The sequence below is a fragment of the Adlercreutzia sp. genome (assembly GCF_056795635.1).
In genome coordinates, this window is the sequence record NZ_JBQIIT010000020.1 from 1 (window position 1) to 25,925 (window position 25,925).

At 68.4% G+C, this 25,925-nt stretch carries 19 protein-coding genes; 6 read left to right on the forward strand and 13 right to left on the reverse strand.

Annotated features, from left to right (window positions below):
• Together ACTOXK_RS09985 and ACTOXK_RS09990 are read left to right on the forward strand one after the other, a co-directional pair.
• Positions 1-1,440 (forward strand): LPXTG cell wall anchor domain-containing protein (locus ACTOXK_RS09985; protein ID WP_482279921.1); only part of this gene is annotated, 1,440 nt, incomplete at its 5' end.
• Between the two features lie 450 nt (positions 1,441-1,890).
• On the forward strand, positions 1,891-3,759 hold the full coding sequence (locus ACTOXK_RS09990) for a flavocytochrome c (RefSeq protein WP_482278298.1): 1,869 nt from the start codon (positions 1,891-1,893) through the stop codon (positions 3,757-3,759).
• A gap of 83 nt (positions 3,760-3,842) precedes the next feature.
• On the opposite strand, the gene ACTOXK_RS09995 is transcribed toward ACTOXK_RS09990, so the two are convergent.
• Positions 3,843-5,105, reverse strand: a complete 1,263-nt coding sequence (locus ACTOXK_RS09995) for an FAD-binding protein (protein WP_482278297.1) — start codon at positions 5,103-5,105, stop codon at positions 3,843-3,845.
• Between the two features lie 33 nt (positions 5,106-5,138).
• Between ACTOXK_RS09995 and ACTOXK_RS10000 the strand changes: the two genes are divergently transcribed.
• Positions 5,139-6,221 (forward strand): helix-turn-helix transcriptional regulator, encoded by a 1,083-nt coding sequence (locus ACTOXK_RS10000; protein ID WP_482278296.1) that lies wholly within the window; start codon positions 5,139-5,141, stop codon positions 6,219-6,221.
• Positions 6,222-6,337: 116 nt separating this feature from the next.
• Here the strand turns inward: ACTOXK_RS10000 and coaD are convergent, their stop codons facing one another.
• The 6 genes from coaD to serC form a co-directional block, all read right to left on the reverse strand.
• Positions 6,338-6,835: a pantetheine-phosphate adenylyltransferase gene (gene coaD / locus ACTOXK_RS10005; RefSeq protein WP_482278295.1), complete on the reverse strand. Its 498-nt coding sequence runs from the start codon at positions 6,833-6,835 to the stop codon at positions 6,338-6,340.
• A 25-nt stretch (positions 6,836-6,860) separates the two neighbouring features.
• On the reverse strand, positions 6,861-8,552 hold the full coding sequence (locus tag ACTOXK_RS10010) for an AMP-binding protein (RefSeq protein ID WP_482279922.1): 1,692 nt from the start codon (positions 8,550-8,552) through the stop codon (positions 6,861-6,863).
• 8 nt (positions 8,553-8,560) lie between these two features.
• The gene (locus tag ACTOXK_RS10015) at positions 8,561-9,139 is read right to left on the reverse strand and encodes a helix-turn-helix domain-containing protein (RefSeq protein WP_482279923.1); all 579 of its coding nucleotides are present in this window, start codon (positions 9,137-9,139) and stop codon (positions 8,561-8,563) included.
• Positions 9,140-9,270: 131 nt separating this feature from the next.
• The gene (locus ACTOXK_RS10020) at positions 9,271-10,791 is read right to left on the reverse strand and encodes a 2-isopropylmalate synthase (RefSeq protein WP_482278292.1); all 1,521 of its coding nucleotides are present in this window, start codon (positions 10,789-10,791) and stop codon (positions 9,271-9,273) included.
• 266 nt (positions 10,792-11,057) lie between these two features.
• Entirely contained in the window at positions 11,058-12,635 is a 1,578-nt protein-coding gene (gene serA / locus ACTOXK_RS10025; protein ID WP_482278291.1) for a phosphoglycerate dehydrogenase, read from the reverse strand.
• A gap of 82 nt (positions 12,636-12,717) precedes the next feature.
• Positions 12,718-13,800 carry a 3-phosphoserine/phosphohydroxythreonine transaminase gene (gene serC, locus ACTOXK_RS10030; RefSeq protein ID WP_482278290.1) on the reverse strand — a complete coding sequence of 361 codons (1,083 nt, stop codon included), beginning with the start codon at positions 13,798-13,800 and terminating at the stop codon, positions 12,718-12,720.
• A 217-nt stretch (positions 13,801-14,017) separates the two neighbouring features.
• Between serC and ACTOXK_RS10035 the strand changes: the two genes are divergently transcribed.
• Positions 14,018-14,272 carry a glutathione S-transferase N-terminal domain-containing protein gene (locus tag ACTOXK_RS10035; protein ID WP_482278289.1) on the forward strand — a complete coding sequence of 85 codons (255 nt, stop codon included), beginning with the start codon at positions 14,018-14,020 and terminating at the stop codon, positions 14,270-14,272.
• A gap of 166 nt (positions 14,273-14,438) precedes the next feature.
• Positions 14,439-15,215, forward strand: coding sequence for a dimethylarginine dimethylaminohydrolase family protein (locus ACTOXK_RS10040; protein ID WP_482278288.1), 777 nt, complete (start codon positions 14,439-14,441; stop codon positions 15,213-15,215).
• A gap of 236 nt (positions 15,216-15,451) precedes the next feature.
• Here the strand turns inward: ACTOXK_RS10040 and ACTOXK_RS10045 are convergent, their stop codons facing one another.
• From ACTOXK_RS10045 to ACTOXK_RS10065, 5 genes are all read right to left on the reverse strand, one after another.
• Positions 15,452-15,757, reverse strand: coding sequence for a hypothetical protein (locus ACTOXK_RS10045; RefSeq protein ID WP_482278287.1), 306 nt, complete (start codon positions 15,755-15,757; stop codon positions 15,452-15,454).
• 45 nt (positions 15,758-15,802) lie between these two features.
• A complete protein-coding gene (locus ACTOXK_RS10050) occupies positions 15,803-19,513 on the reverse strand; it encodes a UvrD-helicase domain-containing protein (protein WP_482279298.1) in 3,711 nt (1,236 codons plus the stop codon).
• Positions 19,510-22,242 carry a PD-(D/E)XK nuclease family protein gene (locus ACTOXK_RS10055; protein ID WP_482278175.1) on the reverse strand — a complete coding sequence of 911 codons (2,733 nt, stop codon included), beginning with the start codon at positions 22,240-22,242 and terminating at the stop codon, positions 19,510-19,512. Before ACTOXK_RS10055 ends, ACTOXK_RS10050 begins: the two co-directional genes overlap by 4 nt.
• Before the next feature lie 164 nt (positions 22,243-22,406).
• The gene (locus ACTOXK_RS10060; protein WP_482278174.1) at positions 22,407-23,354 is read right to left on the reverse strand and encodes a tetratricopeptide repeat protein; all 948 of its coding nucleotides are present in this window, start codon (positions 23,352-23,354) and stop codon (positions 22,407-22,409) included.
• On the reverse strand, positions 23,347-23,673 hold the full coding sequence (locus ACTOXK_RS10065) for an HIRAN domain-containing protein (protein ID WP_482278173.1): 327 nt from the start codon (positions 23,671-23,673) through the stop codon (positions 23,347-23,349). Before ACTOXK_RS10065 ends, ACTOXK_RS10060 begins: the two co-directional genes overlap by 8 nt.
• A 195-nt stretch (positions 23,674-23,868) precedes the next feature.
• On the opposite strand from ACTOXK_RS10065, the gene ACTOXK_RS10070 reads away from it, so the two are divergent.
• A complete protein-coding gene (locus ACTOXK_RS10070) occupies positions 23,869-24,120 on the forward strand; it encodes a hypothetical protein (protein ID WP_482278172.1) in 252 nt (83 codons plus the stop codon).
• A 139-nt stretch (positions 24,121-24,259) separates the two neighbouring features.
• On the opposite strand, the gene ACTOXK_RS10075 is transcribed toward ACTOXK_RS10070, so the two are convergent.
• Positions 24,260-25,912, reverse strand: coding sequence for a DUF2130 domain-containing protein (locus ACTOXK_RS10075; RefSeq protein ID WP_482278171.1), 1,653 nt, complete (start codon positions 25,910-25,912; stop codon positions 24,260-24,262).
• Between the last annotated feature and the right edge of the window lie 13 nt (positions 25,913-25,925).

Sequence of the window (25,925 nt, forward strand, 5' to 3'; positions counted from 1 at the left end):
TGGGGCGGCGCGAGCGCCACGCTCACCTTCGAGTGCACCGTGGCCGCCGGCCTCGACTTCTCCGATGCCGACGCCGTGGACCTGGGCAACGCGGCCTCGGCGGCGGGCAAGCGCCCGAACCCGACCGATCCGGCCGGCCCCGACGTGGACCTGGACCCCGATCCGGGCGCGAAGCCCGGCGAGGGCCCGGAGCCCGTCACTCCCCCGGCCTACCCGGCCGGTCCCGAGACCGTGGCTCCGGCCGACCCGGGGGCGGGGGCTATCGACACGGCCAAGGCCGTGGAGAACCTCACGGACCCGGGCGCCAAGGTCACGCGCTCGGGAGATACGCTCCGCTACACCATCACCCTAAAGAACAAGGGAACGGCCGACAGCTGCCTGCTGAACGCCGTCATCGCCGACCCGCTGCCGATGGGCATGGAGCCCGTGGCGCAGTCGATGAAGCTGACCGTGGGAGACCGCGAGATCGCCGTGGATGACGCCGCCTACGACAAGGCCTCGCGCACCATCGCGGTGACCGCCGGCGACCTGTGGGGCGGCCAGAGCGCCGTGCTCGTCTTCGATGTGACCGTCGGGAAGGAGGCCGTGGGCGCGGACAACGCCAACGTGGCCTTCGCCCACGGAACGGTGCCCTCCGTCGGCCCCGATTCCATTCCCACCGACCCCGAGCCCGGCCGTCCCGCCACCCCGCCGGCCGACGAGCCCGTAGCCGGCACCCCGCCGGCCGAGCCGCCCGTCCTCATCGGCGACGACCCGGCCGACGGCGACGTAACGGTGGCCAAGACCGCCGAGAACACCACGGGCACCGACGGCAAGACCCGAGTGGGCGACACGGTGCGCTACCGCATCGTGCTTGCGAACAAGGGGCCGGCCACAGCTTGGATGGACGCCGTCATCCGCGACGACGTGCCCGCCGGCCTGGAGCCGGTGAGCGGGTCCATCCGCATGACTCTGGACGACGGCACGGAGATCGCGGTGCCCGATAGCGCCTACGATGACCGGACGCGGCGCCTGGCGGTGGCCGCGGGCCATCTGTACGGGGGTCACGAGGTCATCCTCACCTTCGACGCCGTGGTGACCGAGGAGGCCGTGGGGGCCGACATCGGCAACGTGGCCGCGGCCCTGGGCACCCTGCCCTCCCAGTGGGACCCCGACGGCACCCATCCCGTCGCCGGCGAGCCCTTCGACCCGCCCGCGGGCTGGGAGGCCTTCGACCGCGCGAGCGAGAAGGTGGAGAGCCCGGCGGCCTACCCGCCCGGCACCGACGAGAAGGGCGGCGTCCTCGACGGGAAGAGCGACAAGGGCACCACCATCCGCGCCAAGCGCCTCGCCCAGACCGGCGACGACCTGGCCGCCGGCCTCGCCCTGGGCGCAGCAGCCGCCCTGGCGGCGGCCCTGGCCCTCTTCCTCGCCCGCCGACGCCTGCGCCGCGCCCGCTAGAGCCGGAACGGGAACGGGGCGCCCGCGCCGCAACGGCCCGGCACCCCGGGCCGTATGCCCAGCCCCAGACGTAGGTGCCCGGCAGCTATCCGCCCGGCACCACGCCCCTCGCGAAGCCGCCTCCGGGCGGCTTCGTCCCTTTTCGGGTCGAAATATGCCGGCCCAGGGCCCGTGGGGGCATCGCCCCCGCCCGCACTCTCATCCCTTCCCCGCCCTGTAACACGACTAGCGCTGCGTGCCGAGACAATTTCATAACGCAAGTTTCAAAATAGAAACACATAATATGCACATGCACAACACTGATCTATTGACACAGGGTTACGTCGCCGTGTCGCCCTAAAGTCTACCCAAGGCATTCGCCTGGGCTCTCGGCGAATTGAAACCATGGCTGGGTCGAGCGGCTTTCCGGATGCTGACAATCCGCAGTGCCAATATAAGGAGGCAACGATCATGACCCGCACATCCGAATCTGTTTCCACGAACGGCATCTCCCGCCGCACCTTCTGCAAGGGCGCGGCCGTGCTCGGCATCTGGGGAGGCCTGGCGAGCTTCGGACTTTCCGGCTGTGCCCCTCACTCCGGCGCCGAGAAGGCCGCAGCCGGCGGCTGGAAAGCTGGCACCTACACCGCCGAGGTGACGGGTCACAACGCCCCCTACACCATGACCGTCACGTTCTCCGACGATGCCATCACCGCCATCGACACCACAGCCAACCAGGAATCCCTCGGCGTAGGAGCCGATGCCCTGAAGGCCCTCTCCGACCAGGTCGTCGAGAACCAGACCATCAACATCGACACCGTGACCGGCGCCACTCTCTCCTCCATGTCCCTCCAAGAGGGCCTGGCCGACTGCGCCGAGCAGGCCGGCGCCCTGGAGGCCCTCCAGGCCGCCGATGCCCCGGCCAAGCCGGCCGTAGAGGCCACCTACGACACCGATGTGTGCGTCGTGGGCGGCGGCGGCGCGGGCCTCGCCTCGGCCATTGCGGCCGTCCAGGCCGGCGCCAACGTCATCGTGCTGGAGAAGTGCGGCATCACCGGCGGCTCCACGAACGTGTCCGAGGGCGCGCTGAACGCCGTGGACCCGGAGCGCCAGGGCAAGCAGGGCATCGAGGACTCCATCGAGGTGTTCTACGACACCACCATCAAGGGCGGCCATGAGCAGGGCACTCCAGAGCTCGTGCACTACCTGACCGAGAACGCCCTGGATTCCGTCCACTGGCTGGAGAGCCTGGGCGTGGAGTTCAAGGACGAGTGCGGCAGCGCCACGGGCTCCCTCGGCGAGCGCAGCCACTACCCCGCCACCCCGTCCGGCAACACCTACATCCGCTCCTTCCAGCAGTTCATCGCCGACAACGCCGACAAGATCACCCTGCTCAACGACATGCAGGCAACCGAGCTTATCACCAATGAGGCCGGCGACGTGGTAGGGGTGAAGGCCCTCTACGACGGCGACGAGGAAGTGACCGTGAACGCCAAGGCCACGGTCATCGCCACGGGCGGCTTCGGCGCCAACGTGGAGTACCGCCAGTCGGTGAACGACGGCGTGTGGAAGGAAGTCGTGCTGGACGATTCCATCGGCTGCACCAACATCAAGCCCTGCGCCCAGGGCGAGGGCCTGGCGCTTGCCGAAGGGGCCGGCGCCGAGCTCATCGGCCTGTCCGACATCCAGCTGCATCCCTGCGGCACCCCGGGCACGGGCCTTATGGAGGACATCCGCACCTCCGGCCGCAACCGCATCTTCGTGAACAAGGAGGGCAAGCGCTTCGTGAACGAGGGCGCCGAGCGCGACGTGCTGTGCAAGAACATCTTCGCCCAGCCCGACGGCACCTACTGGGTCGTCGTGAACACCCTGCGCTACCCTGACCCCGACGAGCCCGATGCCAACGGCGCCACCATCAACAACATGCTGGCCCTGCAGCACATCGTGACCGGCGAGACCGTGGAGGACCTGGCCGCTGCCATGGATGTGGACGCCGCCAACCTCCAGGCTTCCATCGACGCCTACAACGCCGTCGTGGACGGTGCCGAGGACGAGTTCGGCTTCGTGGCCGACAACACCGCCGATGCCGAGATGGTGGACGGCCCCTGGTACGCCTGCCGCAAGGTGCCCACGGTGCACCACACCATGGGCGGCATCCATGTGAACGTGGAGTCCGAGGCCGTCTCTGCCGACGGCAAGGTCATTCCCGGCCTCTATGCCGCCGGCGAGGTGACGGGCGGCATCCACGGGAGCAACCGCCTGGGCGGCAATGCCATCGCCGACTGCATGACCTTCGGTCGCAACGCCGGCACCAACGCCGCGAAGTACGCCCTGGCCTAGGGCCCGATCCGATATGCCTCTTCCCCACTGCGGGAAAACGGAAGGCACCCCTCGGGGTGCCTTCCCGCCCCTTGATGGCCCCTCTAGGCTTCGGCGCCTTCCTGGCTGGCGTTACGACCGGCGATGATGCCGAAAGTCAGAACATCGGCCACCGAGGCGCCGCTGCCCATGTACCAGCCGAAAATACTGCCCGCGTTGCGGCCGGCCGCATACAGACCGGGGATAATCTCATCGCTCAGATCAAGCACATGGGCATCGACATCGATCTTCAGGCCGCCGAGGCTGCCCACCATGCAACTCTCGGAACCGCAGGCGTACACCGAGAACGGGCCTTCCTCGAAGGGAATCATGAACCGGGGATCCTTGCCGAATTCCCGATCCTCGCCAAGCGATGCCGACTCGTTGTAAAAGGCGAAGGTGGAGGCCACCGCGTCGGCATCGGCGCCGATGGCCTCGGCCACCTCAGCCAGGGAACCGCAGGTGGCCACGGGATCGCCGAGGAAGTTCTCCGGGGCGCCCTCGGTACGGGCCGCCTCGTCGTAGACCGCGAAGCAGCGTTCGGTGAGCGCCAGGCCCACGGCCTTGCCAACGAACGTGTTGTACTCATCCTCGGCCACCAGCCGCCGGCCACTTTCCCCCATGATAAGGCCGCGAGCCAAGGCGTCGCCCATGGTAGAGAGAGGACGCCCCAACTGGAAGGAGCCCATGCCGAAGGTGGCGGCGCCGGCCGACTGGCCCATAAGGATGCCGGTACCGTTGTCGTTGCCGGCCGAGATGATGCCGGCGCCCCGCGGGTTGGGGTAGACGTAGTGCTCGGCCATCATCTTCTCGTTGTTGCCGAAGCCTCCAGCCGTGAGGATAACGGCCTTGCGGGCACGGATGGCCACATCGCCCTTCGCGCCGGCTATAATGCCCACCACGCGGCCGCGCTCATCCTGGACGAGGCGTTTGCCGGGAGTGCCGGTCATCACCTGGACACCCAGGGAATCCACGGTGGCCGCCAGCGCATCGAAGATATCCTTGCCCGAGGAGCTGGGCAAGCTGGAATGGCCACGGGGCACCGGGGGCGTCACCCGGGCGTAGGCCCGAGCCTGCTCGTTGCCTGTGTAGAACAAAGTGTAGCCGGTCTTGTTGAAGCTGTTGATATGGGCGCCGGGGTACAGATCGCCGCCCTCGAAGTCCATGCCGCAGCCGACGCACCAATCGTAGAGCTCCGGCGAGAAATCGCAGAGCACCTTCAGGGCCTGCTCGTTAGCCGCGCCGCCGCCAGCGGCGCACATGTAGGCGTAGAACGCCTCGGTGCTGTCCTCGATGTTGAACTTCTTCTGCAACGGGGTGGCGGCCATGAGAATGGCCTCCTGCGATCCTGCTTCGGCGCGGTGGGCATCGGGCTTCTCTGCCTCCTGTGCGGTCAGGCCTTCGCCCTGGCGGGAACGCGCCAGACCCTGTTCTGCGTGTGCCTGGGAAGTTTCGTGGGGGCGGCCGCATTCATGGCAGTGGCCCCTGCGCCCGATTTTATCCTCCAACTTGTTCTGCTAGGTCTCTCCCTGGGCAGCTTCATCCTGCTGCGACCCTTGGGGTCCCTCGTCGGAAAAGAAGGGAAGTCGCCAGGCGGGCCGCTGCCGCAGAGCCGTCATCGGCCCGAGACCCGAGCGCCCTGGAAGCTCATGATCACCGTGGCCCTGTGGGCCGGCTCTTTCGGGGCCTTCTCCTTCCTCTTTGAAAACACCCCCTGGCCCTCGCTCGGTCCGGGAGCGTACCTGATCGCCTCCATAGCAGTCCTTCCCTTCGTAGGCTGGCCGCGCATCCATTACAATGACCTCCTCTACAAGGTGGGCTTCCTCACATTGGGGGCCGCCCTGGCGCTCGCCCTGTTCGCAGGACGGCTGATCCCGGCCAGTTACGGGCTCTTCTCCTTCGGCTATCGGTTCATAGAATTATTTATCTGGGGCCTCTATGTGCACCTGATTCGCACCCGGGGCCTTTCGCCCTACTGGACCATCGCCCTCAACGTGGGCATCTGGACCCTCAGTCGCTACGGGGGCTTCGTGATAGCCGGCTCCGTGCTGAAAACAGTTCCCGCCGCCGAGAGCCCCGGAGCCCTCACGTTCACCCTGGCCCTGCTCCTGGTGCTGCTCGTAGGCGCGCTGTTCCTCTCGAACCACAACAACTTCGCCGAGGGCTGGGGCATCGAGCGCGTGGCGGACGAGGTTCGCAGCGACCGACAGACCAACTACAGCTGCCGCGTCGTGGCAGAGCGCTTCGGGCTCTCTCCCAAAGAGGCGGAGATCCTGTCCCATATCATGCGCGGCGACACCCGCCGCGAGATCGGCGCGGCCCTGTTCGTCTCGCCGGAAACCGTGAAGACCCACATCCGCCATATCTACGGGAAGACCGGCGTGAACTCCCAGGAGGCCCTGCGCGGCCTCGTGGCTCGCACCGGCCATTCCCTGGACGGCTAGGGACTTAAGCGAGCCGATCGGCACCGCGGGAACCCGCCCCGCCAAGGGCATGCCGCCCGCCCAGAGCCAGCCCGCGCGAAGTCGAGGCCACTGTCGAGCTCCGACGACGAAAACCCCTAGCCCTGCGCCTCCGCCAGTTCGGCATAGCGGCGGCGCAAGGCCTCGGCCGCAGCAGGGGTGACGAACTGCGACACGTCGCCGCCCAGGGAGGCGATCTCGCGCACGATGGACGACGACAGGTACATGTGCTGGGGCGTGGACATGATGAACAGCGTCTCCAACTCCTGGTCGAGCTGGTAATTCAGGGCCGTCATCTGGAACTCGTACTCGAAGTCGGTAATGGCCCGCAGGCCCTTGACGACCGCCTGGGCCCCCATGCGGTGGGCAAAATCCACGAGCAGCTCGTCGAAGGGCTCCACGGTGACGTTGGGCAGGTGCGCCGTGGCCTCCCGGGCCAGGGCCACGCGCTCGTCCAGGGACAACAGCGGCCGTTTCTTCGCCGAGACAGCCACGGCCACCACCACCTCGTCTACCAGCTGGGCAGCACGGGTGATGACATCGAGGTGCCCAACCGTAATGGGATCGAAGGTACCAGGGGTGAGCGCACGCTTCACAACAGCTCCTTTTCTCGGATGCCGGTTACCTCCCGGCCTTCACCAGTTCCTCGGCCATTTCGCGCAGCTTGAACTTCTGCACCTTCATGGACGGGGTCATGGGGAAATCGTCCACGAAGAACACGCGCTTGGGCACCTTGTAGCGGGCGATGCGCGGGATGGCGTACTCGCGCACGTCGTCCTCGGTCATGGCCTCGTGGCCCGGGCGCGTGCGGATGAAGGCGCCGACGATCTCGCCGTACTTCTCATCGGGAATGCCCACCACCTGGGCATCCAGCACGCCGGGCATGGTGAGCAGGAAGTTCTCCACCTCAAGGGGGTAGATGTTCTCGCCGCCGCGGATGATCATGTCCTTGATGCGGCCCGTGACGCGGAAGTAGCCGTCCTCGTCAACGGTGCCCATGTCGCCGGAATGGAGGAAGCCGTTCTCATCGATGGCCTTGGCCGTCTCGTCGGGCATCTTGTAGTAGCCCTTCATAACGTTGTAGCCGCGGCAGCACAGCTCGCCATGCTCGCCGGGACCGCAGATATGGCCGTCGTTCGGGTCCAGGATGCGCACCTCCACGGGCGGATGCGCCCGGCCCACGGTCTCGCACTTGTGGGGAATGTCGTCGTCCACCGAGGTCTGGGTGAACACCGGGCTCGTCTCGGTGAGGCCGTAGCAGATGGTGACGTCCCGCATGTTCATGCGCTCCATGACCTCGCGCATGGTCTCGGGCGGGCAGGGGCTGCCGGCCATGATGCCCGTGCGCAGATGGGACAGGTCGAAGGAGTCGAAATCCGGGTGGTTCAGCTCGGCGATGAACATGGTGGGCACGCCGTAGACCGCCGTGGCCTTCTCCTTGTGCAGGGCCTGCAGCACAAGCCCCGCGTCGAAATCCTCCACGATGATCATGGTGCAGCGGTGAGTGAGCGAGGCCATGACCCCCAGCACGCAGCCGAAGCAGTGGAAGAAGGGCACCGGTAGACACACGCGGTCGCACGCGCCCAGCTTTTGTCCCTCGCCGATGTAGAAGCCGTTGTTCAGGATGTTGCGGTGGGTGAGCATGACGCCCTTGGGGAAGCCCGTGGTGCCGCTCGTGTACTGCATCATGACCACGTCGTTGTTGTCGAACTGGCCCTGGGCCCACTCCAGGGAGCTGTCGGGCTTGTGCTGGCCGAGCAGCAGAAGCTCCGGCACGCTGTAGAAGCCGCGGTGCTTCTCGGGCCCCATGTAGATGAGGTTCTCCAGGAAGGGATACTCCTCCGAGCGCAGGAACCCGCGCTGCACATTGAGCGATTCGGGCACCAGGTCGCGGATGATCTTCAGGTAGTCCACGTCGCGGTAGGCGTCGATGACGCAAAGCGCCTTCATGTCCGACTGCTTCAGCACGTAGTCCAGCTCGTGGGACTTGTACACCGGATTCACCGTGACCATGACCACGCCGATCTTGGCGGAGGCGTACATGAAGGTGAGCCAATCGGGGATGTTGCGGGCCCACACGCCCAAGTGGTCGCCCGGCTTCATGCCGATGGCCAGCAGCCCCTTGGCCAGGTTGTCGGTGCGCTCGTCGAAGTCCCGGTAGGTCCAGCGCAGGTCGCGGTCGGGATACACCACGAACTCGTGGTCGGGGTCTTTCGCCACCTGCTCTTTCAGGTAGGCGCCAAGGGTCAGCTCCGAGTGCAGCGGATAATCCGGCGACCCGGGCACCGGCGCGGCGTTCTGCTCTTCAGTCATTGCGCCTCCTAAAAGGGGGTATATACGCAAGCCAGGAACTTCGCGTTCTGGCCCGCGTGGGCGCGCACCTGGTGGGGCACGATGGAGTCGTAGTAGATGGACTCGCCGGGGCCGAGCACGTAGGTCTCGCTGCCATACTCGATCTCGATGGAGCCCTCCATGCCGTAGAGCCACTCCTCCCCCTCATGGGAATCCAGCTTGTGAGTGGCCTCGCCAGTGGGGGTCACCGTGATGATGAAGGGATCCATATGGCGGGACGGACGGCCCGCGGCCAAGCTGAAATAGGACAGGTCGCCGGCGTCCTTGGCAGTCTGGAGCGATTTGACGCGCTCCACCTCGGCCATGGCCTCGGCGCTGATATAGGCCGGCCCGAAGTCCTCGTCGTCATCCATCAGAGTACCCAGGCGCACCCCGAGGGCGCGGGTCAGCTTGATGAGGGGCGCGAGCGACGTGGGCACTTCCCCGCCTTCCAGCTGCTCGATGAGCGCCACGTCGCAACCGCAGCGATCGGCCAGATCCTGGGCCGACAGGTGGTGCGCCTCGCGCAGGGTCGTGATCTTGCGCCCGAGCTTGTTGTCCTCAGCCATAGCCTCTCCTTCTCCTAGGGTATCGGCGTATCATACACGAAAACACCTGGGAAAAGAAGAAGCCGACGGACGGACCGTCGGCTTCGTGGAGCCAAGGGGGCGCGCTTTCCGGCGCGCGGCCACACGGCGCCCTAGCGCTTTTCGGCAAGCAGGCGGTTGAGCGCGTTCAGATAGGCCTTGGCCGAGGACACGATGATGTCCCCGTCGGCACCGCGGCCCACATACACCTCGCCGCCGGCGGCCTTCACGCGCACGGTCACCTCGCCGAGCGCGTCGATGCCGCGGGTAACGGCCGTCACCGCGAACTCGGACAGATCGTTGTCCACCTGCACGATCTGGTCGATGGCCTTGTACACCGCGTCGATGGGACCGGTGCCCCAGTCGCACACGGTGCGCTCGTCGCCCTCGGGCCCGCGCAGGGTGACGGTGGCCGTGGGCTTCAACGGGAAGCCGCAGCTCACCTGCACGCCCTCCAGAGTGTAGAGCGCCGTCAGCTCGCGGTCTCTCTCGTTGACGAGGGCCTCCAGGTCCTCGTCGTAGACTTCCTTCTTCTTGTCGGCCACATCCAGAAAGGCGGTGTAGATGCGGTCGAGCTCATCGCCCTCGTAGACATAGCCCAACTCCTCCAGGCGGTGCTTCAAGGCCGCGTGCCCGCTGCGGGCCGTCAGCACGATCTGGCTGGCCCCCACGCCCACCTCGGCCGGGTCGATGATCTCGTAGGTGTCGCGCTTCTTCAGCACGCCGTCCTGGTGGATGCCCGAGGAGTGCGCGAAGGCGTTGGCGCCCACGATGGCCTTGTTGGCCTGCACGTTCATGCCCGTGATGGAGCTGACCAGGCGGCTCGCCTTGATGAACTCGCGGGTGTTGATGTCGGTATGGGCATCCAACTCGGCGCCGTGCATGCGCATGGCCATGACCACTTCCTCCATGGCCGTGTTGCCCGCACGCTCGCCCAGGCCGTTGATGGTGCACTCGATCTGCGTGGCACCGTTGCGCACGCCGGCCAGGGACAGAGCCGTGGCCATGCCCAGGTCGTTGTGGCAGTGCACCGACACCGTGACGTTCTCGATGCCCTTCACATGATCCATGAGGTACTTGATGCGGGCGCCGAAGTCCTCGGGCAGCGAGTAACCCGTGGTGTCGGGGATGTTCACCACCGTGGCGCCGGCGGCGACGACCGCCTCGATGACCCGCGCCAGGAAGGCGAAGTCGGAACGACCCGCGTCCTCGGCGTAGAACTGCACGTCCTCGACGTACTTCTTCGCGTAGCTCACGCACTTCACGGCGCGCTCGACGCACTCGTCCTCGGTGATGCGCAGCTTGTCGCGCATGTGCGAGGGCGACACGCCGATGCCGGTGTGGATACGAGGGCGCTTGGCGTAGCGCAGCGCATCGGCGGCCGAGTCGATGTCCTTCTCCACCGCGCGGGTGAGGGCGCACACCGTGGCGGCATCACCTGCCAGCTCGGCGATGCGGCGCACGCTCTCGAAGTCGCCCGGGCTGGAAATGGGGAAGCCGGCCTCGATGACGTCGACGTTCAGGCGAAGGAGCTCACGCGCGATGACCAGTTTCTCCTCGGTGTTCATGGAGGCGCCGGGCGACTGCTCGCCGTCGCGCAGCGTGGTGTCGAAGATGTCGATCTTGCGTGTCATGCCGTTCCTTCTTTCCTTCCGTGGCCCCGCGTCGCGCGGCGCGGGCAAAACTGACCGAGAGCATCATAGCAAAACGAGCGGCGCCACCTCGCGATGGCGCCGCCAAAAGCAGTTAAAAGTTCCGATGGCCTATCATCGGCGCGCCCGATGGCGCCCGCAGCACCGCGGCGGCGCCGCGCCGCCGCGCGGAAAACGGGATGGCACCGAGCCGGAAGCGCGACGGGCGGGGCGGCTCTTCGGGCCAAGAACCAGCGCGCAGGATGCCCCTACAGGATTATCTTCCAGAGATTGCGCAGGTCGATGGCATCCCGCAAACGGTCGAGCACAGCCTCGTCCACGTTCCCCTCCACGTTCATGTACACAAGGGCGCAGGACTCCTCGGGCTTCGTGCCGATCTGCATGGTGGTGATGTTGGCACCGGCCTCGCCCAGGATGGTGCCGATGGTGCCGATGCGGCCCGGGGCGTCCACGTACTCGAACACGAGGGAGCAGCGGCCCGGGGCGATGTCGATCTTGTAATCGAGCAGCGAGATGATGCGCGGGGTGTGCTCGGTGCCGAAGAGCGTGGAGGCCACCTCGATGTCGTCGGCGGTCAGGCGCACCGAGCTGGCGTACTCCTGGGCATCGTGCACCGCCGACGTGGTCAGGGCGATGCCGTGGCGGGCGGCCACCGCATCGGCGTTGGCCGCGGTGAACGAGCCGATGCGGCGGTAGGACAGCCCCCCGTCCAGCACGGCGGCCACGAGCGGGGCCGGATCGGCGTCGCAGATGGCGCCGGCCAGCTCCACCTTCAGAGACTTCGGCGTGCGACCGAGAATCTGGCTGACCATGGTGCCCATCATGCGGCAGGCGGGCACGTAGGGCCCCACGGCGTCGAGCACCTCCGGCGGCAGCGGCGAGAGGTTCACCGCCGTGGCCACCATGCCGCCGGCCAAGCCGGCCACCACGGCCTCGGCGATCTGGGTGCTGGCCCGGCGCTGGGCCTCGTGGGTCATGGGCGACAGGTGCGGCGTCAGGATGGCGTTGGCAAACTCGTGCAGCGGCGAGGCCGTGCAGGGCTCCTCCTCGAAGGAGTCCAGGGCCACGGCGGCCACCTTCCCCGCCGCCACGAAGTCGGCCAGGGCCGCCACGTCGAAGATGCCCCCGCGGGCGGCGTTCACGAGCACCACGCCGTCCTTCATGGCAGCGAACTCGTCGGCGCCGAACATGCCGCGGGTGCCCACGGTGCGGGGCAGGTGCACGGTGATGAAGTCGGCCTGGGCCAGCACCGGGGCCAGATCGTCGTAGAGGGTGACGCCCAGATGCAGCGCCCGCTCCGGCGAGCAGTAGGGGTCGTGCCCGATGAGGTTCATGCCGAAGGCCGCGGCCCGCTCGGCCACCAGCCCGCCCACGCGCCCCAGGCCGAAGATGGCGAGCGTCTTGCCGTACAGCTCGCTGCCCATGAAGTCGGCCCGGCGCCACTGGCCGGCGTGCATGGAGGCGCTCGCCTCGGGGATGCGCCGGGCGGCGGACAGGAGCAGGGCCATGGTGTGCTCAGCGGCCGAGATGACGTTGGAGTTCGGGGCGTTGCACACGATGATGCCGCGTTCCGAGGCGGCATCGATGTCGATGTTGTCCACGGTCACGCCGGCCCGGCCGATGATCTTCAGGTTCTCGGCCGCAGCCAGCAGCGCGGCGTCCACCACGGTGTTCGGGTGCACGATGAGCCCGTCGTAGGGGGCAATGGCCCCGGCCAGCTCATCGGCCGTGGGGTCGATGAGGAAGTCCACCGTGCAGCCGTGCTCGCGCAGAAGGTCGATGCCCTCCTGCACCAAGTCTTCCGTGACCAGGATCTTCTTCGTCATGGCTTCCCTTTCAGCTCAGAGCGCCCCAAGAGGGCCCCGCACCGGCAGCCGGCGGCCCAGCCCGGGGCCCTTCCCTTTTCTGTTACCCGTTGTTCTTCTCGAACTCGGCCATGAAGGCCACGAGCGCCTCCACGCCGGCCTTCGGCATGGCATTGTAGATGCTCGCGCGCATGCCGCCCACGGAGCGGTGGCCCTTGATGGACTCGATGCCGTGGGACTTCGCCTCGGCCACGAACAGGGCGTCCAGCTCGGCCGACCCGGTCACGAAGGGCACGTTCATGAGGGAGCGATCCTCCTTGCGCGCGGTGCCGCGGAAGAGCTCGCTCTGGTCGAGGTAGTCGTAGAGGATAGCGGCCTTCTCGCGGTTGCGCTCGGCCATGACGGCCAGGCCCCCCATCTCCTTCAGCCACTTAAACACGAGGCCGCAGATGTAGATGCCGTAGGCCGGCGGGGTGTTGGACAGCGACTTCGCCTTCACCTGGGTGGTGTAGCGCATGATGGAGGGGGTGAAGGGCAGCACGTCCTCGCGCACCAGATCGTCGCGGACGATGACGATGGTCACGCCGGCCGGGCCGATGTTCTTTTGCACGCCGCCGTAGATGAGGCCGAACCGGGATACGTCCATGGGCTCGGAGAGGAACATGGAACTCACGTCGGTCACGAGCGGGATGTCGCCGGTGTCGGGCAGGGACGGGTAGCGGGTGCCGTAGATGGTCTCGTTCTGGCAGATGTAGACGTAGTCGGCATCGGCGTCGAAGGTAAGGCCGGACAGGTCGGGCACATAGGAGAAGTTCTCGTCCTCCGACGAGGCCACACAGCGGGCCTCGCCGTAGAGCTGGGCCTCCTTGAAAGCCTTCTTGGACCAAGAGCCGGACACGATGTAGTCGGCCTTCTTGTTCTGCATGAGGTTCATGGGGATGGCGGCGAACTGCTGGGTGGCGCCGCCCTGGAGGAAGAGCACCTGGTAGTTGTCGGGGATGGCCATAAGCTCGCGCAGGTCGGCCTCGGCGGTCTCGATGATGGAGGCGAAGGGCGCAGAGCGGTGGCTCATCTCCATGACGGACATACCGGTGCCGTTGTAGTCGAGCATCTCGGCGGCCGCTTGGCGCAGCACCTCCTCGGGCAGCACGGCGGGACCGGCGGAAAAGTTGTAGACCCTACCCATGTTCTCGTTCTCCTTCGTCGCGAGCCCGTGCCGCCGCGCGGGCGCATGACCCGGGCTACCTGTTGCTTGCCCGGCCATTGTACCCCCAACGGTGAGCGGAAAGCCCCACGTAAGGGCCGAGCGGCACCTTCACAATGCGCCAACAGTTGCCCCGCGCCGCCGCCTCGGGGACCTCCCGTGGCCCATCATGGGAACGACCCGATGAAAGGAGCCCGCAATGTATCTCGACAACATGGTTCTGTACTACAAGCCCACCTGCCCCTTCTGCCAGAAGGTGCTCGCTTTCATGGAAGAGGAGGACATCGCCCTGCCCATGCGCAACACCCTGGAGCCGGGCGTGAAGGACGACCTTATGCGCATCGCCGGCAAGGGGCAAGTGCCCTGCCTGATCGTGGACGGCGAGCCGATGTTCGAGTCCGACGACATCATCCGCTTCCTCGGCGACGTCATCGTGGAGCGCGAGGAGGGCTAGCCCCGCCCAACCTGGGACGATGCTAGCGCGCCGGTGCCGCCCGCCACGGGCGGCACCGGCGCTTCGCGTTTGAAGAAGATGTCATTCTCGGCCCTGCGGCCGCGGGTTAGGGATACACTGTTTTCGCGCACGAAGAAGCGCGTTCAACGGAGACAAGGAGTCATCTATGACCAAGTTCAGCAACGTCATCGTCCGCAAGCCGGGCCGTTCCCTCTGCGACGGCATCACGAGCGCCCCGGAGCTGGGCCAGCCCATCTACGAGCGCGCCGTGGAGGAGCACGACGACTACATCGCCGCCCTCAAGCAGTGCGGCGCGGAAGTGACCGAGCTGCCCGCCCTGGAGGCCTACCCGGATTCCTGCTTCGTGGAGGATCCGGCGGTCATCACGCGCTGCGGCGCCATCATCACCAACCCCGGCGCCGATTCCCGCAACGGCGAGAAGGACGAGATCGAGCCGACCATCCGCCAGTTCTTCGATGACGATCATGTGGCCCACATCGTGGCCCCGGGCACGCTCGACGGCGGCGACGTCATGATGGTGGGCGACCACTTCTTCGTGGGCCGCTCGGCCCGTACCAACGAGGAGGGCATCCGCCAGTTCATCGAGATCCTCGAGGGCTGGGGCCTGTCCGGTTCCGAGGTGCCGCTGGAAGAGGTGCTGCACCTGAAGACCGGCGTGAACTATCTGGAGGACGGCAACATGCTCGTCTCCGGCGAGTTCATCGACAAGCCGGACTTCGCCGAGTACAACAAGGTGATCGTGCCCGAGGAGGAGGCCTACGGCGCCAACTGCATCTGGGTGAACGGCACCGTCATCGTGCCCGAGGGCTATCCCACGGTGCTCAAGGCCGTGCAGGATCTCGGCTACAAGACGCTTGTGGTGGACACCTCCGAGTACCGCAAGGTGGACGGCGGCCTGTCCTGCCTGAGCCTGCGCTTCTAGGGAAGGCGCTTTTCCGGGCCAACGGCCCGGAACGCACGAGGAGCCCCGCTGGGGCTCCTCTTTTTTTGCCTAGGGCGCACCGAAATTTGCGAATCTGCGTCGGACGGAGCTGCGGGGTATTCTGATTCGCTCAAACAGTCCTCGCTTTGGGGAAATGCCCACAGGGCATTTCCCGTCGCTGCGGAACTCGCTCGGTCAGAACACCCCGCATCTCCTCTACCGCCTACTGCGCTCCCCTACTCCACCGTGCCGTAGACCTGGCCCCAGGCGTGGCCGGCGATGGCGGAGTTCAGCTGGGTGCACAGCCGGGAGCGGGTGTAGTCGCCGGGCGGCAGCAGCGTGACAATGCGGTACAGCTCCTCGGGCAGATCGGCCGCCTCGGCCGCTACCACCACATCGAGCCGGCGCACCGTGGCGCCGATGGCCTCGGCCACGGTAGGGTCCAGATCGCCGAAGGGCGCGTATAGCGCGTCCACGATATCCTGCAGCGCACCGTAGTACTCGCTGCGCTCGCGGTTGGTTCCGGTATGCTCACGGGCCACGGGGGGCCTCCTTGTCTATCGCGGGGCTCGCGCCCCAGGGCTGCGCTAGGCTGTCGCCTCTTTCTGCTTGCCGATTATAAGGGTTTCCAGAGCGGGCAGGTCGCTGGTTTCGAAACGGTAGGGCACGATCTGCGGATCGCGGGGGTTTTCGGTCGCAGTGCGCTCGATGCGCAGGAAGTGGGCCTCGACCGAGGTGTAGCCCGCGCGCATGAGGGCGTAGGCGTAGCAGCTGGCCTGAAGGCGATGCTTCTCGTCAAGTTGCTCGGGCGTCTCGTCGTCGCGACCGCCGGTCTTGTAGTCGATGAGAAAGGCCGCGCCGTCGCCGTTGTCGGCCAGGCCGTCTATCTCCCCTTCCAGGAAGAAGCTCTCCCTCACCCCGGCAGCAAAGCCATCCGAGGCGGCGGCAGGAACCTGCACGATGAAGGGCACCTCGGCGGCGCGGTGCTCGTAGGCGGCGAAGCGGGCGGCCTCGTCGCTTCCGAGCCAGCGGGCCAGTGCCACGCGCAGGCGCTCCTGCTGACCAACCGACAGTCCCTCCTTCTGGATCTGGGCCTCTACAGCCGCCTCTCCGGGCACGAAGAGCGTCCCCCGCTCGCTCAGCTCGATGGCCTGCTGGGCCAGGCGGTGGAAGGCGGTGCCCAGAGCGGTGGCGCTCTCAGCGGCGTCATCCCCCTCCGGCCCCGCGAGCGCCCCGCCTGCGGGCGCGGGGGCCGGCGCGGCATTGCCCGCTTCGTCCTCGGCCGCAGGCTCGTCGCTGTGGGCATGGGCGCCCGAAAGCGACGTGTAGGAGTACAGCTGCGCCCGGGAGAAGTTGAAGGGAAGCAGCGCCGGTGCCGGCAGCTCCTCGCGCACGGCGACGATGAAGGGGGCGTCGGAATCCTCGCCGCTGCCCCCATCTTCGCCGCTGGCGCCGGCACAGGCGGCCCCTTCCCCGCTGCAAGCACCGGGGTCGCCGGGATCGCCCGCATCTGCCGGCGATTCCGCATCTTCCTCGGCACCGAGCTGGCGGAAAACCACCCGGGCCGGAGCGGTGCCGCCGTAGTCGAGCTCGCTGACCGCTCGCGCGCCCTCGCAGCTCCAGGGCAGCGCGCCGTGAATATCCTCGAAGATGCCCGTGTCCCCGTAGCCCTTGGCCGGATCGCGCTTGAAGACCATGGACACGAACAGCGAACGGCTCGCACGGGTGAGCGCCACGTACAGCAGGCGCCGCGCCTCAGCCAGGGCCTGAGCGCGCGCATAGGCCGCCAGGGCCCCGTAGCGCCGCCCGCAGGAAAGCCCCCTCAAGCGATCAGGGGCCGACGTCGCGTCCTCGAAGAGCGCGAGCAGCTCGTCATCGTCGTCGCACCCGAGCTTCTTCGCCTGGCGGTCGTACTTCGCCGCCGCGTCGGCCCACGGGCCCTCGGGAGCGCGGCTCGCCGCCGCGAAGCTGAGCGGGCCCACGTTCTCCACCACGAGGGACCCGGCGCTCTCCCGGCCGTCCTTCAGGTCGGCCACGGCCACATGGGGAAACTCCAGGCCCTTGGAGGCGTGCACGGTCATGATGCGCACGAAATCGCCCTCGGCGGCAGCCAGCGCGCCCGGTGCCTCCTTGGCGCAGGCCAGGTGCGCGTCGAAGGCGGCGGACACGGAGGCGACACCCTGGCTGGCTGGCTCCATGTCGGCCACCAGCCGCAGGGCCTTGGCGAAGTTCGCCCCCTGGGCGAGGCCGTCCACCCCCGCGTCCTGCAGCCGGTCGAGCAGCCCCGAGCCCACGAGAAGCCCGCGCAGGGCACCGGCCGCATCACCGGTGCGGGCGCGGCGGCCGAAAGCGAGAAGCTGGCGCCGAGCCATGGCAAGGGCGGCAAGGTCGTTCTCCGAGAGCCCGAGCGCACGGGCCTGGTCGTCCCCTTGCGGCGAGAGGAAGCCCGCCGCCAGCCGCCGGCGGCAGCAGCCGTCGTCGTCCGTCGAGGACGCCAGTGCCAAGAGCACATCATCCGATATGGCGAACAGCGGCGAGGCGAGCACCTGGTAGAGCGCCTCGTCATCGGAGGCGTTCACGGCCCAGCGCAGCAGCGCCGAGACGAGCGCCGGCTCGGGCAGGCGCGAGAACACCGATCCGCCGGCGATCATGGAGGGAATGCCCCGTGCCCGCAGGGCTGCGGCATAGCGATGGGCATGGGTCATCTTTCCCAGCAGGATGACCATCTGCCCCGGTCGCGCCCCGGCGGCCGCAAGCTCGGCGAAGTGCTCGGCCACTGCCTCGGCGCCCGCGTCGCGCGCCCGGGAGGCGTCGAAGCCCCGTGCCGGATAGTGCACCGCCGACAGGCAGACGCGCGGACGGGCGCCCCCGTCGAAGAGCGCATCGGGCTCCTTGTTGACCGCGCCTCGCGCCTCCAGGCGCAAAAAGTCGTCGCCGAACACCGTCGGCTGGGAGAAGATGCGTTCCACAAGGGCCAGCACATCGCCGTGGCTGCGGAAGTTCCAATCGAGCTGCACGAGGGCATCCGCGCCGGCGCGGACCGCCAGATCCGAGCGGTACTCGGTGAACACGTTCACGTCGGCGCCGCGGAACCGGTAGATGGACTGCTGGGCGTCGCCCACCGTGCACACGTTCGCGAACCCGGGCTGCGCGATGCGGCCGACGATGTCCACCTGCAGGCGGTCGGTGTCCTGGAACTCGTCCACCATGATGATCCTGAAGCGCTGCCGCAGGCTCTCGGCGATGGAAGGGTGGTCGGAAAGCGCGGCGGCGCAGCGCGTGAGCAAGTCGCCGTTGTCCAGACGCGAGGGGCCCTTGCAGCGGGCGAACTCGTCCTCGATCTCGCGGGCAAGCATCGTCACCGCGGCCTGCCAGCGCACCGACAGGCCCGCGCGCACCTCGCGCTCCAGCTCCACCATGGCTTCCTGCCACGCCTCGAAGGCCGGCGCGTCGGCCTTGCCCACCGCGGCTCCGGTGGTGAGGGGGAAACCGTAGAAGACGGCACCGAACCCGTCGGCGTCGAAGTCCGCATCGGCGAAACCGGTGTTCGGCGCATCCGCAAGCCACGCCTCGGCGGCCTCCACGGCCGCCTCCAGACGCTCGAGGAAGGCCACCTTGGTCTTCGACGGCTTCGACCATGCCTCGGCGGCCGCGCGCATCTCGGCGGCGGCCTCGCAGGCGCAGCGCACCACAAGCGAGGGCGAGACGGGCACTGGCGCCTCAACGAGCCCGGTGAAGCCGCGGGGCATGGCGTGCACGCGCTCGGCGATGGCCAGGGCGAAGTCCACCGCCCCTCGGTCGTTGAACGAGGATCCCTGGAGCTTCTCGCGGGACAGGAGCTCGTGCACCGGCCCCGCGCCCGCCTCGCGCGCCCGGGCCACCACGCGCTCGGCGGCCTCGGTCAGAAGCTCGCCGGCCTCCACCTCGCCGATCACCTGAAAGGCCGGATCGAGCCCCACCTCCAGCGCGTGCTCGCGCAGGATGCGGGCGGCCATGCCGTGGATGGTGGACACCCAGGCGTCGTCCACCTTCAGCGCCTCGCCCTCAAGCCCCTCGGACAACAGGAGCCCCTTGATGCGCCCCTTCAGTTCGGCGGCCGCCTTGGTGGTGAAGGTGATGGCCAGAAGCTCATCCACCGACGAGAGGCCGGCCTCCCCCGCCTCGGGAGAAAGGGCGAAGGCCACCCGCTGAGTGAGGGTGAAGGTCTTGCCGGAGCCGGCGCCGGCCGACACCATGAGCGGTGCGTCGAGCGTCGTCACTACCGTGCGCTGGCCTTTGGTGCAGCGATCGAGATTCACGAGAGCCTCCTTTCGCAGCCCACGGCCGGGCAGTAGGAGCAGATGCCGGCAAAGCGCGGGTCGGGGGCGATGTCCCCCGCGTACAGGCGACGCACCTGCTCGGCCACGAGCGCTTCCACGGCATCCAGGTAGGCGTCGAAGTTCATGGGCACCACCGAGGCGCGGCCCACGAGGGGGTTCTCTCCGAAGACCGCCGCATCGGCAGCGCCGGCCACCATGTCCTTATCGGTGCGGGTGCGATAGGACAGGTACAGGGCGCCGGCGCAGTGCAGTCCCGGAAGGGAGGCGCGCAGCGCCTGGGCGTAGACGAGCCCCTGGACGCGCTTGGGCAAAGGGGGCGCCTCGGCATCGTCGTCCATGGCGGCGGCGTACTCGGCGCCCACCGCGCCCTTGTAGTCTATGACGGCGAAGCGGCCGGCGGCCTCGTCCACGTCGATGCGGTCCACACGGCCGTTAACGCGCACGCCGGCGTAGTCCACGCCATCTTCCGCCGCGATAACGTGCTCGTGGGCCCGTACCGCGAACGACGGCGCGAAACGGGCCTGGCGATGCAGGCTCTCGCGCAGCTGCGACCGCAAGCGCGCAAGCTCCAGCCCCTCGGCCTCGGTAAGCGCCACCAGGCGGCCGCTTCCCGGCTCAAGGGCGGCCTGCTCGGCTGACACCGCGTCGAAAGTCGCCTCGAACAGCGGCTCCCACGTCGCGGCGGAAGCGCCGCCCAGGCACGCGATGCCCTGTCGGGCCGCCTCGTCGTAGAAGCGCGCCAGCACGCTATGGGCGAAGCTGCCCTTCTCTAAGGGGCCGAACCCCTCGTCGAGGGCAGCTGCCCCCACGCGCCGCTCCAGGAACCACGCATAGGGGCAGCCCAGGTACAGCTCGAGCGCCGAGGGAGACAGCACGACGACAGCGCGCCCCTCCTCGTCGGCCGTGCGCAGAAAGCGCACCAGCTGGAGCCGGTCGAGGCGCCCTCGGCGCACCGCCTGCAGGGACACGCGCTCCGCAACGGGCGCGAAGGCGGCACCGACCGAGGCCGGCAGATCGTCCTCGCCGAGACGATGCGCACCGCGCAGAAGGGGCACGGGAAGGCCGAAGGCGTCCTCGTCGCACTCGTCCCAGAAGGCCGCCTCGTCGGCGTCCCCCGCAGCCCGGGCGGCCGCACGAGCATCGTCGGCCACCGCCGCGGCGAACTCCTTCAGAAGGAAGGCGGGATAGGCCTCCTCCCCTCCGGCGGTGCGCTGGGCCACGACGAGGCCGAGGCGGCGGCGCGCGGCGTCCTTCCCAGCGCGGAAACGGCGACGCTGCCGCTCCAGGGCATCGGCCGGCGCGGGAAGCCCCAGCTTCCGGGCCAGGCCGTCCAGCGCCGTCCGCGTCTGGGCAGCCGGGAAGGCGGCGTCGGTCATATCGGCTAGAATCACCGTATCGTAGCTGTCGGGCAGAAGCGACGTCAGGCGGTCGAGCCCGGCGAACTCCACGCGGGCATCGGCGTCTGCCGCGGCGCGGGCGCTCACAGAGATCTTGCGGGAGGCCAGAAGAGACCCGGCGTCGGCGAGCGGAACACCGAGCGACCAGGCGGCCTCGGCCAGATCGGCGAAGGCGGCAACGGCAGCCAGCTCCCGGGCGCGCTCGGCGGCCGTGAGCCCCCGCGCCTCGCGCACCGTCCGTTCGAGCGCCTGGAGATCGGCGAGGGCGGAGGGGCGGGCGGCATCGACGGCGCCGGCGGCGGAGAAGGCGCGCTGCAGACGCTCGAAGACGGCGAAGGCCGGAGAAGCCGCGCGCAGAAACGCAGCAGCTGCCGGGCCGTCGGCGAGGCGGTCGCCGCGCAGCATGCCGTTCAGGCGGCGCCCTTCCACGCCGTCCATACCGGAGAGCGCGTTGTAGGCGAAATCGGTGGCCGCCGCGGCGGGGCGCGTCGAAGAGCCGAGGCGCTCCACGGCGCCCCACGCTCGTCCGACCAGCGTCTCATCCCACGGCACGGCGCAGCGAAGGTCGCAGCCGATACCGTCAGCGGCCAAAGACGGCGCCAGAAGGTCGTAGAGCGTGCGCGCGTCCGGAGCGCACACCAGAGCCGTCGCCGCGCCCTCCTCCAACGCCCGGCCCAGCTCGCCCAGCACGAGCGCCGGCGTGGCTGCCGGGCCCGCGGCCAGAAGCACGGAGAGCTCGACCCCCTCGGGCAAGCCGCCGACGGCGAAGGGCTCTCCGCTTTCGGTGCCCACGCAACCGCACTGGCGCAGAAGCGCCGCCACGCCCGGCCCCGCATCCGCCGGATCGAATGCGACGACGGAGGGGAGGCGCACCTCGCCCGCGCAGGCCGCCTCCGCGAGCAGGAACGCCGCCTCGTCGGCCTCGACGAGGGCGGCTTCGCCCAGAGCGGCGCGATAGTCGGCGCCAAGGCGCAGCACGGCGCGCTCCCGTTCGGTCAGGGTGGCATCCCGTCCGCAGCGGGCCAGGGCGCCTCCGTATCGGGCGAAGAACCGCGCGAGCAGCTCGGCCGTTCCCGCCGAGGCCACCAGAGCCTCCTGGCGCCGCAACGCAGCGCCCACGAGCAGCTCCCGCTGCGCGCGGCTCACGAGCGAGCGCCCGTCGCCCCACAGCTCCCACAGCTCGGCCACAAGCGTGGCCGGCGTCGCGCGGGCGGTGCCGAGCGATGCCGCCCCGCCGGCGGCTGCAGCGCGCTTGGCGGCCCCGTGGGCCTTCTCGATGGTCGTATAGAGCTCCGTGACGGATTCGCGCACGCCCCGTTCCTTCCTCGCAGATGTTTCAGCCGATCATTGTACCCCAACTGCAGATGGCGCTGGCACTTTCCCTCCCCTCGCGGGCCGCACGCAGCCAACGCGGGGGCTCGGCGGCCCGGCACCAATGCGCCGACCGCCTCATCCCGCGATGCCCCTTTCTGCACTCAGTAGCAGCCCGCGATCTCCTGGGCCATGCGGGCAACCCCGCGCCGCGCCTCCAGGCGCTCGCGCTTGAAGTGCCACTGCCCGGCGTCGAAGGCCGCACCGAGCGCCACAGCCGCCACCCGGTACCACGTGCGCGCCCGGCGGAAGCTCTGCTCGCAGCCGCACCCGCGCTCGAAGGCCCGGGCCAGGCGCAGGGCGGCGTTGCCCGTCTGGGCGCGGTCCTCGTCAATGCGCCCGTTCTCCAGATCGAAGGCCCGGCGGTACAGCGAGACGGCCCGAGCCGCATCGGGCGCGCAGCCCCGGCCGGCGGCCACGAGCTCGCCCAGGCGCCAACAGCACTCCCCATGGCCGTGAAGGGCGCCGAAGGAGAAGTGCCGGTAGGCGCGCTCGGCAAGCGGCGTGTCGGCTGCATGGAGGGCGCGGCACTCCAAAAGCCCGCGCCAGTAGTCGCCCTCGCACAGATCATCCGCGTACATGATGCCCAAACGGCAATGGGCGCCCACGCTGCCGCGGGCAGCAGCATGCAGAAGCAGGATCTCGGCGGCCCGGTAGCAATCGATGCGACGGGCGCGGTGCTCGTCGCCCACCAGGCCGAGGGCCTCGGCAAAGTACACCTCCGCCAGCTCGAAGGCGCGCCAGCCACCCCGGTCGGGGCCGGCGGGATAGGCGGCAACAAAGGTGCGGCCCGGCCCGTCGACGGCCGGCTCGCTCACCCAGATGCGGGGCAGGCGCTCTGTGGCCTCAGCGCCCTGGCGATCTACGGCGAAGACCCCCGTGGCCGCCCGACGGGCACGCCAAGAGGGACCGCGCAGCACCCGCGGGGTGAAGCTGGCCTCGGCGCCCCCATTGGAGCGGCGCACGCTCGGGGCGCCGAAGACGGCGCGGGCGGCCCGCTGGGCCAGGGTGACGGCCGTTGCGCGGCGGTCGAGGGCGGCGACGCTAGTCATTGAGATGCACCCCCATCACCAGGCGGCACCAGGCACCGACCTGCTCGCGGGCCACGAGACGGCCCTCCACGGACTTGCCCCCGTCGATGAGACGCCCCACGAACTCGTTGCACTCGCAGGACACGTAGCCGACGCGCCGATCCTGCCCGTCGCGCACTTCCACGGCCCAGGGGTCGAAGCGGTTGCGCGGATCGCGCACGAGGGAGAAACGCTCCCCCGCCCCATAGCCCTCGGCCATCTCGGCCATGCCGGCCACGTGGCGCGTGCCGGCCACGGTAGTGTTCTCCACGACGCAGATTGATTGAGCTGTGTTCGCCATGGCGTCCTCCATTTCCTTGAATACGATGGGGATATCATAGAGGAGTGCCGAGGACTGAGTGTACTTAAAAAGGTACAGTTATGAAATCTTCCCGCTGCTGTGGCATTTTGTTAGCCACGGTTGATTGACAGCGCTTCCCCGTGATAGACTGCCTCGGCGAACAGACATTCCACCCTCTTCGAGACGAGGTTTTCCATGGCAAGCAAGAAGGACAAGAAGCAGAAGAAGGCCGCTGCCGACAAGAAGGCCGACAAGCTCAAGCGCAAGAAGAAGCACACCGGCTGCAAGGGCGAGAAGAAGGCCACAGGCTGCAAGGGCTGCGAGAAGGCCTCGGCAGCGCTGAAGCTCTCCCACTGCACCTGCTGCAAGAAGCACTGCCCGCTCTCCAAACCCAAGTGCGGCAAGGGGCGCCGCTTGGCCGCGGCCCTGAAGCTGCGCCAGGGCTAGGGGCGGCCCCTCCGACACAACCACCCTCCCGACACCGATCAACGCCGAGGCCCGGGTCTGCGCCCGGGCCTCTTTTGCGCGCTCTTCCGCCAGGGAAGGATGCCGATCCCGCCCCGAGGCCCCGGGGCAGCGGCGCCCCCTACTCGTCCCCGACGACCTCGGCCCGCACCTCAGCAACGGCCCCGTCCCCAGCGGGCAGACCGGCCTCGGAAGCACCTTCGGCCGCTCGGGCCTCCCGCGCCTCGTCGAACAGCGCCCGCATGGTGGGGTTCTTGCGGGTGAGCTTCTTCACCGTGAGGTCCTCGGCCTTGTCATTGGCCAGGCGCAGCTGGTTCTCGCTGCCGATGAGGTTGTCCTTGATCTTCTGGAGGTGGTCGATGGACTTGTCGATCTCCTCGATGGCCTTCCGGAACTTGTCGCTCGCGATGCGGTAGTTGCGGCCGAACCGATCCTTGAAGTCGGCCAGGGAGTCCTCGAAGTTCGTCACGTCGATGTTCTGCTGGCGCACCAGCGCCAGCTCGCGGCGGTACTCCAGGGAGGACAGGGCCGCGTTGCGTAACAGCGTGATGAGCGGGATGAAGAACTGCGGGCGGATGACGTACATCTTCTCAAAGCGGTAGGACACGTCGGTGATGCCGGCGTTGTACAACTCGCTCTCCGGCTCCAGCAGCGACACGAGCACGGCGTATTCGCAGCCCTTCTTCGTGCGGTCGGCATCGAGCTTCTTGAAGTGGGACTCGTTGGTCTTCCGGTGGGTGGAGTCGTCGGCCTCGTTCTTCATCTCGAACATGATGGAGACGATCTCGTTGCCCTCCTCGTCGAAGTCGCGGAAGACGAAGTCGCCCTTGGTGCCCTCCACCACCTCGTTGTCCTTCTCGAAGTAGGCCCGGGGGAAGGCCGTGGGGCGCAGGCGGTTGAACTCGATCTCGCAGTGCTGCTCGAGCGTCTCCCCGAGCATCTTCGTGGACAGGCGCGCCTTCATATCTTGGATGCGCTCGATCTCCCGCTCGCGGTCGGCGATGAGCTCGTCCTTCATCTTCAGGCGCTCGGCCAGCTCCACCTTGTGCTCGGCCGCGGCCCGCACGAGGGCGTCCTGCTCGCGGGCCACCTGAGCCCGCAGCTCGTCCCGCTCGCGCTCCACGGCCACCTGGGCGTCCCGGGCCGCAGCCTCGGTGCGCTGCACGGCCAGTTGCATCTCCATGGATGCCTGCTGCCGAGCCGCCTCCAGTTTCTGGGCCAGCTCGTCCCGCTCGCGCTGGACGGCCTGCAACCGCTCGGCCTCGGCGGCGCGGACTTCGCTCACGGCCCGGGTGCGGGCGGCCTCGGCCTCGGCGGCCTGGGTGGCCAGCCGGGCCCTCAGCCCGTCGCGCTCCTGGGCCAGGGCCATCTTCTCGGCCTCGGCGGACAGCCGCAGGGCCTCCTCCTGCGAGTCCAGCTGAACCCGCAGGGCAGCCACCTGCTTCTCCAGATCCGCCTTCTCGGCTTGGGCCGCCAGCCTCAGCTCGCCCGCCTCGGCCTTGAGCTGCTCGGCCTGAGCCGCCAGCCTTCTCTGCTCTTCGGCAAGCTCGGCGGCGCTCTTCGCCCGGCTCTCGGCCAGCTGCCGCGTCATCTGATCGCGCACTTCGGCCCGGGCCAGCTCGATCTCCTGGGCGCGGCTCTCATTAAGCAGGCGCTCGCGGGCGGCCAGCTCCCGCTGGAATTCCTGGTCGCGCACTTGGCTCAGAATGGCCGCATACCCGCTCTCATCCACCGTGAAGGGGGTGTGGCAATGGGGGCAGACGATCTCGCTCATGCTCTACTCGCTT